Genomic DNA, 12,294 nt, shown 5'->3' on the forward strand with positions numbered 1-12,294 from the left:
GGTCAGTCCCGGCGCGCGTCGTACGCGCGCTGGGACGCCGACACCTCGTCGACCGCGCCCTCGAGGACGTCGATGAGCCCCGAGAGGCTGTCCGCGACGCGGCGCCCGAGGTCGGTGAGGGAGTACTCGACGTGGGGCGGGATGCTCGCCCGCACCTCGCGCACGACGATGCCGTCGCGCTCGAGCGACTGGAGGGTCTGCGCGAGCATCTTCTCGCTGACCCCGTCGATGCGGCGGCGGAGCGCGTTGAAGCGCACCGCGCCGTCGCGCAGGCCCGCGACCGTGAGCACGCCCCAGCGCCCGGTCACGGCCTCGAGCACGTGGCGCGAGGTGCAGCCGCGCTGGAAGACGTCGGCCACCATCGCGTCGGTGGGTCCGGTGTCCTCCGCGGGGCGGGCGTCGGTCGTCATCGCCCCAGGATACGGCGCGCCCGCTCGGACAGCACTGTGAGATAGAACGCACTCTCTACTTGTTGGCACTTACGAAAAGTAAGCGCATCCTGGTGGTCGTGCGGCCGACCGGCCGCGCTCCCCGCACTCGAAGGAGCCCGCGCATGTCCATCGCCGTCACCGGAGCCAGCGGCCACCTCGGCCGCCTCGTCGTCGAGTCCCTCCTCGCCCGCGGGGCCGACGCGTCCCAGGTCGTCGCGCTCGCGCGCACGACCGCCAAGGTCGCGGACCTCGCCGACCGCGGCGTCGAGGTCCGCGAGACCGACTACGCACGGCCCGAGACGCTCGCCCCGGCGCTCGCCGGGGTGGACGTCCTCGTGCTCGTCTCCGGCTCCGAGGTGGGGCAGCGCGTCGAGCAGCACCGCAACGTCGTCGACGCCGCACGGGCCGCCGGGGTCGCGCGCGTGATCTACACGAGCGCCCCGCACGCGACGACGTCCGCGCTCGTGCTCGCACCCGAGCACAAGGCGACCGAGGAGCTCCTCGCCGCCTCGGGCCTCGCCACGACGGTGCTGCGCAACAACTGGTACACCGAGAACTACGTCGGCGACGTGCTCGGCGCGCGCGAGTCCGGCGAGATCGTCGCGAGCGTGGGCGACGGCCGCGTCGCGAGCGCGAGCCGCGCGGACTTCGCCGAGGCGGCGGCCGTCGTCGCGCTCGCCGCGCACGAGGACGCGTCCGCGCACGCGGGCGCCGTGTACGAGCTGAGCGGCGACGTCGCGTGGACGTACGACGACCTGGCTGCCGCGGCCGCCGAGGTGCTCGGGCGCCCCGTCGTCTACCGGCGCGTGTCGCCCGACGAGCACCGCGCGCTCCTGCTGGGCGCCGGCCTGGACGAGGGGACGGCGGGGTTCGTCGTCGCGCTGGACGGCAACATCCGCGACGGCCTCCTCGCCGAGGTCACCGAGGACCTGCGCCGGCTCCTGGGCCGCCCGACGACGCCGCTCGTCGACGGGCTGCGCGTCGCCGTCGCGCAGGGCTGAGCCGGGCGGCGCGGCCGTCCGGGCGACCGGGCGGCCGCGCGACGGCGTCCGTCAGTGGGACGCCTTGACGACGAGCACGGGGACGGGCGAGTCCAGCAGGACGCGCTGCGTGGTGCTGCCGAGCAGGAACTTGCCGACGGGTGAGCGCTTGCGCGCCCCCACGACGACGAGGTCGGGGGTCGTGCGCTCGGCCTCGTCGATGATCGCCTCGGCCGGGTCGCGGTGCTCGGGGCGGTACGACACCTCGGGGCGCGCGACCTGGGCCGGGAGCGTGTCGAGCAGGTGCGCGAGGCTCGCGGGGACGCCCGCGTCGGCGTCCTGCGGCGTGAGCACGAGGACCGCGAGCGCGGTCGAGCGGTGGACCGCCTCGGCGACGGCCGCCCGGAATGCGGTCTCGCCCTGCGGGGAGTCGTTGTACGCCACGAGGACGGTCATCGCGCAGGCCCTTCCGTCATTCCTTCGTGCTGCGGTTGAACTCTCTCACAGCGCGGCGTCCGTCGCCGGTCGGCGGGTCGCCCCGTCGCCGGAGCCGCGGAGCGCGGCGTCGGGCACCGCCAGGGTCGGGGGCAGCAGGGGCGGCACGACCTCCCGCAGGACCGCCTCGATCTCCCGCCGTCGTCGGGGGCCGAGCCGCTCGGCGGGCGCCGTGACGCTCACGGCGGCGACCGGCTGCCCGGCGCGCAGGACCGGGACGGCGACGCAGCTGATGCCCGGCTCGTTCTCCTCCGTCTCCGTGGCGAACCCCGTCGCGCGCGTGGCCTCGCACGTCGCCCTCAGCGCGGCGGGCGTGACGGGGTGGTCCTCGGGCGCGGCGGCGGCGTACCAGGCGAGCGCGCCGTCGTCGAGGGTCTGCTGGGAGAGCAGCGCGCGCCCGAGCGCGGTGGTCGCCGCGGGGCGGCGGCGCCCGACGGCCGACCAGACGCGGACGGCGCGCGCCGGCTCGACCTTGTCGAGGTAGACGATCTCGGTCCCGGCGAGGGTACCGAGGTGCACGAGCTCGTCGGTCGCGCGGCACACGGCGACGAGCACCGGGTGCAGGAGCGCGGGGAGGTTCTCCTCGCCGAGGTAGACCGTCGCGAGCGCCGTCGCCGCGGGGCCGAGGCGGTAGTCGCCGGTCGTCGCGTCCTGCTCGGCGTACCCGCGGAACCGCAGGGCCGCGAGCGTGCGGTGCAGCGACGCCTTGTGCAGCCCGAGCGAGCGCGCGAGGTCCCCGAGCGCGACGCCCTCGGGGCCGGCCGCGGCGAGCGCCTCGAGCGCGACGAGGGCCTTGTCGACGCTGCCGAGCGGGCTCTCGGCCGACCCCGGGGTGCCCGACGGCGCACGGCCGGCTTCCGCCATGGTGACTCCTTCGCCTAGAGTACGTTCCGTAGTGAACAACAGGTGTTCACCATAGCGAAACGGAGCCTGGATGTCACCCCTGGGACCCCTGGAGAGGATCGCCCGCGCCCGCGTCGTGCCGGTCGTCGTGGTCGACGACGCGGCGCAGGGCGTCCTCGTCGCGAGCGCGCTGCGCGACGGCGGCCTGCCCGTCGCCGAGGTCACGTTCCGGACCGCCGGGGCGCGCGCGGCGATCGAGGCGATCGCGCGCGAGGTGCCCGACGTGCTGGTCGGGGCGGGCACCGTCGTCACGGCCGCCCAGGTCGACGAGGCCGTCGACGCCGGGGCGCGGTTCCTCGTCTCGCCCGGCCTCTCCGCCGCGGTCGTGCGTCGCGCCCAGGAGCTCGGCGTGCCCGTCGTCCCCGGCGTCGCGACGCCGTCGGACGTCATCGCCGCGCTCGACCTCGGCCTCGACGTCGTCAAGCTGTTCCCCGCGAACATCGTCGGCGGGCCGGCCGCGGTCAAGGCGTTCTCCGCGCCGTTCCCCGGCCTGCGGTTCGTGCCGACCGGCGGCGTGAGCGCCGCCAACCTGCTCGACTACCTCGCCCTGCCCGCCGTGCTCGCCGCCGGCGGCTCCTGGATGGTCGACGCCGCGCTCGTGCGCGCGGGCGACACCGCCGAGATCGCGCGCCGCACGCGCGAGGCCGTCGCGCTCGCCGCGACCGCCCCCCACCCCGCCGAAGGAGCCTGACCCATGACCGACACGACCACCGCCCGCGCCCCGCTCGCCGTCCGCCCCGCGGCCGACTGCGCCTACGACGTCGTCGCGCTCGGCGAGGTCATGCTGCGCCTCGACCCGGGGGAGCGCCGCATCAAGACGGCCCGCCGCTTCGACGTGTGGGAGGGCGGCGGCGAGTACAACGTCGCGCGCGGCCTGCGCCGTGCGTTCGGCCTGCGCGGCGCGGTCGTCACCGCGCTCGCGGACAACGAGGTCGGGCGCCTCGTCGAGGACCTCATGCTCACGGGCGGCCTCGACACGCGCTGGGTCCGGTGGCGCGAGGACGACGGCATCGGCCGCACGGTGCGCAACGGGCTCAACTTCACGGAGCGCGGCTTCGGGGTGCGCGGCGCGGTCGGCGTCTCCGACCGCGGCAACACCGCGATCGCCCAGCTCCGGCCCGACGACGTCGACTGGGACGCCGTGTTCGGCAGCGGCGTCCGGTGGTTCCACACCGGGGGGATCTTCGCCGCGCTGTCGGAGTCGTCCGCCGACGTCGCGGAGGCGGCGATGGCCGCCGCCCGCCGTCACGGCACGGTCGTCTCCTACGACCTCAACTACCGCCCCTCGCTGTGGAAGGGCATCGGCGGCGTCGAGCGCGCGCAGGAGGTGAACCGCCGCCTCGCGCGGTACGTCGACGTGATGATCGGCAACGAGGAGGACTTCACCGCGTCGCTCGGGTTCGAGGTCGAGGGCGTCGACGAGAACCTCACCGACCTCGACACGTCCGCGTTCCGCGCGATGATCACGCGCGCGGCCGAGGAGTACCCGAACTTCCAGGTCGTCGCGACGACGCTGCGCGGGGTGCGGACCGCGACGGTCAACGACTGGGGCGCGATCGCGTGGTCGCGCGTGCAGGGCTTCGCCGAGGCGACGCACCGCCCCGGCCTGGAGATCCTCGACCGCGTGGGTGGCGGCGACTCGTTCGCCTCGGGCCTCGCGTACGGGCTCATGGAGCTCGGCTCGATCCAGGAGGCCGTCGAGTACGGCGCGGCGCACGGGGCGCTCGCGATGACGACCCCCGGCGACACGTCGACGGCGTCCCTCGCCGAGGTCCGCAAGCTCGCGTCGGGCGGCAGCGCGCGCGTGCAGCGCTGACCCGTCGACCTCCCGTCTCCCGCCGTGCCGGGCCGCACGTCCAGGGTTAGTGTGGGCGCGCTGTCAGCGGGAGGCGGGAGGTACGGCGTGGCTGGTGGGGCCTTCGTGCCCGGGCTGCCCCGCCGCGGCGCCGAGGAACCGCCGGACCTGGGTCGAGCCCTGGAGCACGCGCGCATCCTCCGCGCGGCGGGAGACCCGGCCGGTGCCGCCCAGGTCCTGGACCGGGCCTTCGCCGCCGAGGGCGTGCGGACCCGCACCGTCGCCGAGCGCGTCCGGTTCCGCGCCCTGGTGCTCCGTGCCGACCTCGCGCTGGCCCTGCACGACGACGCGGCCGCCGCACGGTTCCTCGAGGGCGTGGAGTGGTTCCGCGCCGGGGCCGACTTCCTCCCGCGCGTGGCCGACGCGCTCGCCGCCCTCGACGACGAGGTGCTCCTCGCCGACGAGCTGCGCGACCGCCTCGCGAGCGAGCGCCGCACGGGCTGAGCCGCACCGGCAGCCTGCCCGGCCGGGAACCGCTCACGCCGGAGCCGCGTTGGACTGCGCAGTACCGGTGCGGGCGCCGACCGCGCCCGGCCCATCTCGCGAGGAGGCAGACATGCTGTGCCCCACCGACCAGACCGTGCTCGTCATGACCGAGCGCAAGGGCGTGGAGATCGACTACTGCCCCACGTGCCGCGGCGTGTGGCTCGACCGCGGCGAGCTGGACAAGATCATCGACCGCTCGGTGGAGAGCGAGATCGCCGCCGAGGCCGCGGGGCCGGCCGCCGCCGTGCCGCCCGCACCTGCCGCGCCCGCCCCGACGTCGTACCCGCCGGCCGCCGCCGTGGACTACGGCAGCCCCGCCCCGCGCTCCGGGGAGCGGTACGGCGACCGCCGCGAGGACGACCGCGACCGCTACCGCGAGGACCGGTACCGCGACGACCGGTACGACGAGCGCTCGCGCGACGACCGGTACCGCGACGACCGGGACCGCCGGTACGACGGCCGCGACGGCTACGACCCCCGCTACCGCAAGCGCAAGAAGAAGGAGTCGTGGCTCGAGGACCTCTTCGACTTCTGACGCGCCCCGTGGTCGACTGTCCCGCGTGACCGTCCTCGACTCGTTCTCGCTCGTCGGCCGCACGGCCCTGCTCACCGGCGGCAGCCGCGGCATCGGGCGCGCCGTCGCCCGTGCGCTCGGCGAGGCGGGGGCCCGCGTCGCGGTCACGGCGACCACCGCGGCGGCGGCCGACGAGGCCGCCGCCGCGCTCCGGGACGCGGGCACCGACGCCCGCGGCTACGTGCTCGACGTCACCGACCGCGAGCAGGTGGACGACGTCGTCGCGCGCGCCGCCGCCGACCTCGGCACGGTCGACCTGCTCGTCAACAACGCGGGCGTGTCGATCGGCGGCGCGGCCCTCGAGATCGGCGACGACGTGTGGCACCGCACGCTCGCCACCAACCTCGACGGCGTCTGGTACTGCTCGCGCGCCGTCGCCCGGGAGCTCGTCGCGCAGGGCCGGCCGGGGACGATCGTCAACGTCGGCTCGATGTCCGCGTCGATCGTCAACCGGCCCCGCTGGCAGCCCGCGTACCTCGCGTCCAAGGCGGCGGTGCACCAGCTCACCAAGGGCCTCGCCGCCGAGTGGGCGCCGCACGGCATCCGCGTGAACGCGGTGGCGCCCGGGTACGTGCGCACCGAGGCGTCGCCGGTGGACCGGCCGGAGTACCACGACGACTGCGTCGCGCCCGCCGCGATGCAGCGCTGGGCGGAGCCGGAGGAGATCGGGCCGCCCGTCGTCTTCCTCGCGAGCGCGGCGTCGAGCTTCATGACGGGCGCCGTCGTCACGGTCGACGGCGGCTACACGCTGTTCTGACCGGGCGGGGCGGCCCCGTCGGGCGCTCCGGGCTGGACGACGGGCGCCTGCCGGGCGGGTGCCGCCCCGGGTCGTGCGCCGGGCTAGGCTCGGTCCCCGTGCGCGCAGTCCTGAGCAGGTGGGTCGACCCCTTCGTCGTGACGCTGCTCGTGGTGCTCGTGCTCGGGCTCGTCGTGCCCGTGGGACCGGGCGCGCAGCGCGTGGTCGACGCCGCCGCGGACGTCGCGGTCACCGTCCTCTTCCTCGTCTACGGCATGCGCCTGTCCACGCGGGAGGTCTGGGCCGGGCTGCGCAACTGGCGCCTGCAGGGCGGGATCCTCGCCGCGACGTACGTCGTCTTCCCGGTGCTGGGGCTCGTTACCGCGTGGGCGATCGAGCCGCTCGTCGGGGCGCCGCTCGCGGCCGGCATGCTCTACCTGTCGCTGCTCCCGTCGACCGTGCAGTCGTCCGTGGCGTTCACGTCCGTCGCGCGCGGCAACGTCGCCGGGGCGATCTGCGGCGCGACGGTGTCGAACGTCGCGGGCATGGTGATCACCCCGCTGCTCGTGCTGTGGCTCATGACGGGGACCGGCGGGGGAGCCGACGGGCCCACGGGCGGGCTCGGCGGCCTGCGCACCGTGCTGCTCCAGCTGCTGCTGCCGTTCGTCGTCGGGCAGCTCCTCCAGCCGTGGGCGGGGGACTGGGTCCGGGCGCGGCGCTGGCTGACGCTCGGCGTCGACCGCGGCACGATCCTCGTCGTGGTGTTCGGCGCGGTCGCGGCGGCGTCGTCGGCGGGCGTGTGGTCGAGCGTGTCCGGGTGGTCGATCGTCGCGCTGCTCGTCGTGAGCGCGATCGTCCTCGCCGTGATGCTCGCGGCCACGTGGTGGGGCGGCGCGGCGCTGGGGCTCTCGACCGAGGACCGGGTCGCCCTGCTCATGTGCGGGTCGAAGAAGTCGCTCGCGACGGGCCTGCCCATGGCGAGCGTCCTGTTCCCCGTCGCGGTCGCCGGCGTCGTCGCCGTGCCGGTGATCGTCTTCCACCAGCTCCAGCTCGTCATCTGCGCCGTCCTGGCGCGACGCCTGGCCCTCCGAGACTGACGCGCCCGAACCGACTGACGCCGACCATGCGGAGGCGTCCCGTCGTGGCGGCCGGGCGGGCGACGACCGCATGCTCGGCGGGTTTGGGCGGGTCTCCCGTCAGCCGCGGGCCGCGACCTGCTCGCGGACCTGGCGCTTGGCGCGCGTGAGCATGCCGTTCATCCCGCCGATGCGCAGCGGGCTCACCGCGCGCGTCAGGCCGATCGACATCGGGAAGTCGTCGGGCACGTCGAGCACCTCCTGCACCGTCAGGCCCGAGAGACCCTGCGCGAGGATCGACGCGAAGCCGCGCGTCGTCGGGGCCTCGGCCGGGGCGGTCGCGTAGAAGTGCACGACGCCCGCGTCGTCGACCTCCGCGAAGGCCCGCACCGGCGACTGGCACTCCTCGATCCGCTCCAGCAGGCCGGGCGCGCTCGCGTAGCGCTCGGGGAGGTCGGGCAGCTCGTTCGCGAACTCGAGCAGCAGCTGGAGGCGCTCGCGCTCCGGCATCGCGAGGAAGTCCTCGCGGATCTCCGCGAGCGTCGCGGGCAGGTCGGGCGAAGCGTCGGAGGGGGAGCTCATGGGGGCGATCCTCGCATCGGGGCCGGGGCGGCGGGACGGCAGTCCCACCGTGCGGAACGCTCCGCGGACGCGTCGTATGCCCGCGGCACGCCGACGGCGCGCGGCCCGTCGTGAAGGACGGGCCGCGCGCCGTCGGGCACGCTCGCGCGGGACGCGGGTCAGTTGAGCGACGCCGGGGCCTCGCCGGGCTCCTCGCCCTTGACGATCGGCACGCGCACGGCGTTGCCCCACTCGGTCCACGAGCCGTCGTAGTTGCGGACCTTGTCGAAGCCGAGCAGGTACGTGAGTGCGAACCACGTGTGGCTCGACCGCTCGCCGATGCGGCAGTACGTGACGACCTCGTCGTCCGTCGCGAGGCCGAGGCCGCCCTCCTGGTAGATCGCCTCGAGCTGCTCGCGCGACTTGTAGGTGCCGTCCTCCGCGACCGCCGTCGCCCACGGCACGTTGCGCGCCGTCGGGATGTGCCCGCCGCGCAGCACGCCCTCCTCCGGGTAGTCGGGGATGTGCAGGCGCTCGCCGGTGTACTCCTGCGGGGAGCGGATGTCGACGAGCGGCCCGTTGCCGATGTGCGCGAGGACGTCCTCCTTGAACGCGCGGATCGTCACGTCGTCGCGCTCGACGACCGGGTACTCGACCGCGACCGGCTCGGGGACGTCCGTCGTGACCTCGCGGCCCTCGGCGATCCACTTGCCGCGGCCGCCGTCGAGCAGGCGCACGTCCTCGTGGCCGAACAGCGTGAAGACCCACGCCGCGTAGGCCGCCCACCAGTTGTTCTTGTCGCCGTAGACGACGATCGTCGTGTCGCGCGCGATGCCCTTGCTGCCGAGGAGCTGGGCGAAGCCCTTGCCGTCGATGTAGTCGCGCGTGTCCGGGTCGTTGAGGTCGGTGTGCCAGTCGATCTTCACCGCGCCGGGGATGTGCCCGGTCTCGTAGAGCAGCACGTCCTCGTCGGACTCGACGACGACGACGCCCGGCTCGCCCAGGTGCTCGGCGAGCCAGTCGGTGCTCACGAGGCGGTCGGGGTGGGCGTACTGCGTGATCTTCTCGCTGGTGTCGAGCGGTGCGGGCATGGTGTCCTCCGGGCGCGTGGTGGGCGTTCGCTCGTCAGGCTAGGTCGGCCGTCCGCATCACGGAAGGCGGACGACGCATGCTGAGACGGTGTAAACGCACGCTGCGGACGCTCGCTCCGGGAGCCACACTGGACGCGTGACCGCGACCGTCCCGGAGCGCGTGCGGCGCGCCGTCGAGCTGCTCGACCTCCGCGGCGACGAGGCCGTGCTCGAGATCGGACCCGGCCCGGGGGCCGCCGCCGAGCTCGTGCTCGCCACCCACCCCGGCGTGCGGTACGTCGCGCTCGACCGGTCCGCCACGGCGGTCGCCCGCACGACGGCGCGCAACCGGGTCGCTGTCGACGACGGCCGCCTCGTCGTGCGGCGCGGGGAGCTCGCGGCGACCGGCGGTCCGGACGTCCCCGGCGGCCCGTTCGACGTCGCGTTCGCGGTGGACGTCAACGTCTTCTGGACGCGCGTGGCCCACGCCGAGGCGAGCGCCCTCGCCGCGCTGCTCGTCCCGGGCGGAGCGATCTGGCTCGTCCATCAGACGCCCGACGGCGCCGACGACCGGGTCCGCGACTGCGTCCGCGCGTCGCTCGACGTCCCCGCGCTGGGCCCGGTGACGGTCGTGCGTGACGGGGTGCTCGCCGTCGGCGCGCGCCGGGTGGCCGATCCGCCCGGATGACGGGCGGTCAGCCCAAGAGCTCGCGCGCCGCGTCGCCGAGCGCCCGGTCGAGCAGCTCGAGGCCGAGGTCGAGCTCCTCCTCGCTCACGGTGAGCGGGGGCGCGATGCGGAACACGCCACCCATGCCGCGGAGCTGCACGACGTTCATGTGGAGCCCGAGCTCGAGCGCACGCCGCGTGACGAGCGCGCCGAGGGCGTCGGCGCCCTCCTTCGTCTCGCGGTCGAGCACGAGCTCGATGCCCTGGAGCAGCCCGCGCCCGCGGACGTCGCCGATCGTCGCGTGGCGGTCCTGGAGGTCGAGCAGCCCGGCGCGCAGGCGGTCGCCGAGCACCCGGACGCGGGCATCCATCCGCTCGGCCTGGAGCACGTCGAGCACGGTGGTGCCGACCGCCGCGACGAGCGGGTCCGAGACGTGCGTCGTGAAGAAGAGGAAGCCGCGCTCGTGCGCGCGGGCCTCGATCTCGGCGCTCGTGACGACCGCGGCGAGCGGGAGCCCGGCACCGAGGGTCTTGGAGAGGGTGAGGATGTCCGGCACCACGGGCTCCTCGCCGTCGCGCCCTTCGAACGCGTACCAGGAACCCGTGCGGCACAGCGCCGTCTGCGCCTCGTCGAGGATCAGGAGCATCCCGCGCTCGTGGCACTTGTCGCGCAGCGCCGCGAGGTAGCCCGGTGGGAGCTCGACGATCCCGCCCGAGCTGAGGATCGGCTCGACGAGGCATGCCGCGAGGCTGCCGGTCGACTGCACGTCGACGAGGTCGAACGCGAGGTCGAGCTGGCGGCGCCAGTCGTGCGTGCCGTCGGGCGCGACGTGGTCGGGCCGGTACGCGTTGGGCACGGGGATGACGAGGTTGCCGGGCGCCGTCGGGCCGTAGCCGCGGCGGCCCGCGCTGTACGTCGCGGCGGCCGCGGCGTGCGTCATGCCGTGCCACGACCCGGCGAGCGAGACGACCTCGTGCCGCCCCGTGACGAGCTTCGCCATCCGGATCGCGGCCTCGTTCGACTCGGCCCCGGTGGTCAGCAGGAGCACCTTCTCGAGCGGGTAGGGCAGCGTGTCCGCGAGCCGGCGCGCGAGGTCGACGACCGGGCGCGACAGCATCCCGGAGAACAGGTGGTCGAGCGTCCCGACCTGGCGGCGCACCGTCTCGACGATCGCCGGGTGGCTGTGCCCGAGGATCGCGCTCATCTGCCCGGACGTGAAGTCGAGGACCCGGCGCCCGTCCGCCGTCGTGACGAAGCTGCCCGCCGCGCTCTCGACGATCTCCGGCGTGAACGGCCCGCCGTACCGCACGAGGTGACGGTCGGCGTCGGCCCAGAACCGCGCGGCGTCGTCCGCGGCGGCCCGGCCCCCACCGGGGGACGGGGCGGACGGCGGGGCGGGCGCGGGGGAGGGCGGGAACGTCATCCTCGGAGCGTAGGGATGCACGGCTGTGCGCGTACAGCGCGAGTCTGCGTACAGTCTGTGCGAAGAACCCGCACAGAGAGGAGTGCGCACTTGCTCAACGCGGCCCGGCTGCAGATCCTCGCGCGGCTCGAGAGCCTCGGGACCGTGCGCGCCGTCGGGGCCTCGCTCCACCTGAGCCCGTCGGCCGTCTCCGCGCAGCTCGCCGCGCTCGAGGCCGAGACCGGCGCACGCCTCCTGGAGCGCACGGGCCGACGCGTCCGCCTCACGCCTGCCGGCCGCACGCTCGCGCGGCACGCGCGCGTCATCCTCGACCAGATGGCGCTCGCCGAGGCCGAGCTCGCCCATCCCGACGGCGAGCCGGCCGGCGTCGTGCGGGTCGCCGCGTTCTCGAGCGCGGTGCGCGCGCTCGTCATCCCGCTCGCGGCGCGGCTCGCCGTCGAGCACCCGCGCGTCGAGGTGGAGGTCGACGAGCTCGACCCGCGCGAGAGCGGGCCCGCGCTCCGGCGGGGGGACGTCGACGTCGCGGTGACCGCTGACCTGCTCGACGGCGCGCTGCTCGCCGGGCCCGACGTCGCGACCGTCCCGCTGCTCGAGGACCCGGTCGTGCTCGTCACGGCGCGCGGCGACCAGGCCCCCGGCGAGCCGGCCGACCTCGCGCGCCTCGCCGACGCGCCGTGGGCGGCCGACCTTCCCGGGCGCTACCTGTCCACGCTCGTCGAGAGCGCGTGCCGCGAGGCCGGCTTCGAGCCGCGCGTCGTCGCCCGGCTGCCCAGCTACGAGCTGCTGCTCGCGCACGTCGAGGCCGGGCTGTCCGTCGCGCTGCTGCCGGGTCTCGCCGTCGACCCGCGGTACGCCGTCGACGCCCGCCCGCTCCGCGTGCCCCGGACCCGCCCGGTGTACGCGGCCGTGCGCCGCGGGTCACCGCCGACCGCCGCGACCACCGTCGTCCTCGGCACCCTGCGCCGCGTCGCGCGCGAGGTCGCCGGTCCCGGGCCTGCCGGCACCGGCTGACGCCCGCTCGCGCCGGATCCCGCGCG

General features: G+C 75.5%; 15 protein-coding genes. 9 read left to right on the plus strand and 6 right to left on the minus strand.

What is annotated here, in order from left to right; all coding sequences use genetic code 11:
- Positions 1 to 2: 2 nt before the first annotated feature.
- Positions 3 to 410, minus strand: a complete 408-nt coding sequence (locus ACI769_RS00765) for a helix-turn-helix domain-containing protein (RefSeq protein WP_031316645.1) — start codon at positions 408 to 410, stop codon at positions 3 to 5.
- Positions 411 to 553: 143 nt separating this feature from the next.
- On the opposite strand from ACI769_RS00765, the gene ACI769_RS00770 reads away from it, so the two are divergent.
- The gene (locus ACI769_RS00770; RefSeq protein ID WP_085388310.1) at positions 554 to 1,432 is read left to right on the plus strand and encodes an SDR family oxidoreductase; all 879 of its coding nucleotides are present in this window, start codon (positions 554 to 556) and stop codon (positions 1,430 to 1,432) included.
- A gap of 51 nt (positions 1,433 to 1,483) precedes the next feature.
- Here the strand turns inward: ACI769_RS00770 and ACI769_RS00775 are convergent, their stop codons facing one another.
- Both ACI769_RS00775 and ACI769_RS00780 read right to left on the minus strand, forming a co-directional pair.
- Positions 1,484 to 1,867 carry a universal stress protein gene (locus ACI769_RS00775; protein WP_034653722.1) on the minus strand — a complete coding sequence of 128 codons (384 nt, stop codon included), beginning with the start codon at positions 1,865 to 1,867 and terminating at the stop codon, positions 1,484 to 1,486.
- Between the two features lie 45 nt (positions 1,868 to 1,912).
- Positions 1,913 to 2,770: an IclR family transcriptional regulator gene (locus ACI769_RS00780; RefSeq protein WP_085388309.1), complete on the minus strand. Its 858-nt coding sequence runs from the start codon at positions 2,768 to 2,770 to the stop codon at positions 1,913 to 1,915.
- A gap of 70 nt (positions 2,771 to 2,840) precedes the next feature.
- Between ACI769_RS00780 and eda the strand changes: the two genes are divergently transcribed.
- The 6 genes from eda (at position 2,841) to ACI769_RS00810 (ending at position 7,557) form a co-directional block, all read left to right on the plus strand.
- The gene (gene eda / locus ACI769_RS00785; RefSeq protein ID WP_085388308.1) at positions 2,841 to 3,500 is read left to right on the plus strand and encodes a bifunctional 4-hydroxy-2-oxoglutarate aldolase/2-dehydro-3-deoxy-phosphogluconate aldolase; all 660 of its coding nucleotides are present in this window, start codon (positions 2,841 to 2,843) and stop codon (positions 3,498 to 3,500) included.
- 3 nt (positions 3,501 to 3,503) lie between these two features.
- Positions 3,504 to 4,625, plus strand: coding sequence for a sugar kinase (locus ACI769_RS00790; protein WP_085388307.1), 1,122 nt, complete (start codon positions 3,504 to 3,506; stop codon positions 4,623 to 4,625).
- A gap of 87 nt (positions 4,626 to 4,712) precedes the next feature.
- Entirely contained in the window at positions 4,713 to 5,108 is a 396-nt protein-coding gene (locus tag ACI769_RS00795) for a hypothetical protein (protein ID WP_157446663.1), read from the plus strand.
- 112 nt (positions 5,109 to 5,220) lie between these two features.
- Positions 5,221 to 5,685, plus strand: coding sequence for a zf-TFIIB domain-containing protein (locus ACI769_RS00800; protein WP_085388305.1), 465 nt, complete (start codon positions 5,221 to 5,223; stop codon positions 5,683 to 5,685).
- 25 nt (positions 5,686 to 5,710) lie between these two features.
- Positions 5,711 to 6,481, plus strand: coding sequence for an SDR family NAD(P)-dependent oxidoreductase (locus ACI769_RS00805; RefSeq protein WP_085388304.1), 771 nt, complete (start codon positions 5,711 to 5,713; stop codon positions 6,479 to 6,481).
- A 98-nt stretch (positions 6,482 to 6,579) separates the two neighbouring features.
- Positions 6,580 to 7,557 (plus strand): bile acid:sodium symporter family protein, encoded by a 978-nt coding sequence (locus tag ACI769_RS00810; RefSeq protein ID WP_085388303.1) that lies wholly within the window; start codon positions 6,580 to 6,582, stop codon positions 7,555 to 7,557.
- Positions 7,558 to 7,656: 99 nt separating this feature from the next.
- On the opposite strand, the gene ACI769_RS00815 is transcribed toward ACI769_RS00810, so the two are convergent.
- Both ACI769_RS00815 and ACI769_RS00820 read right to left on the minus strand, forming a co-directional pair.
- A complete protein-coding gene (locus ACI769_RS00815; RefSeq protein WP_021482841.1) occupies positions 7,657 to 8,118 on the minus strand; it encodes a SufE family protein in 462 nt (153 codons plus the stop codon).
- A 158-nt stretch (positions 8,119 to 8,276) separates the two neighbouring features.
- Positions 8,277 to 9,188, minus strand: coding sequence for a sulfurtransferase (locus ACI769_RS00820; protein WP_021483735.1), 912 nt, complete (start codon positions 9,186 to 9,188; stop codon positions 8,277 to 8,279).
- A 136-nt stretch (positions 9,189 to 9,324) separates the two neighbouring features.
- Between ACI769_RS00820 and ACI769_RS00825 the strand changes: the two genes are divergently transcribed.
- Positions 9,325 to 9,855: a cyclopropane-fatty-acyl-phospholipid synthase family protein gene (locus ACI769_RS00825; protein WP_085388302.1), complete on the plus strand. Its 531-nt coding sequence runs from the start codon at positions 9,325 to 9,327 to the stop codon at positions 9,853 to 9,855.
- A gap of 7 nt (positions 9,856 to 9,862) precedes the next feature.
- On the opposite strand, the gene ACI769_RS00830 is transcribed toward ACI769_RS00825, so the two are convergent.
- Positions 9,863 to 11,257, minus strand: coding sequence for an aspartate aminotransferase family protein (locus ACI769_RS00830; protein WP_409141050.1), 1,395 nt, complete (start codon positions 11,255 to 11,257; stop codon positions 9,863 to 9,865).
- A 90-nt stretch (positions 11,258 to 11,347) separates the two neighbouring features.
- Here ACI769_RS00830 and ACI769_RS00835 point away from each other — a divergent pair, with 90 nt between their 5' ends.
- Positions 11,348 to 12,268, plus strand: a complete 921-nt coding sequence (locus ACI769_RS00835) for a LysR family transcriptional regulator (RefSeq protein WP_085388300.1) — start codon at positions 11,348 to 11,350, stop codon at positions 12,266 to 12,268.
- Positions 12,269 to 12,294: the final 26 nt, after the last annotated feature.

Origin of the sequence: Cellulosimicrobium sp. RS, from assembly GCF_046159675.1 — a bacterium.
Classification (GTDB): Bacteria; Actinomycetota; Actinomycetes; order Actinomycetales; family Cellulomonadaceae; genus Cellulosimicrobium; species Cellulosimicrobium funkei.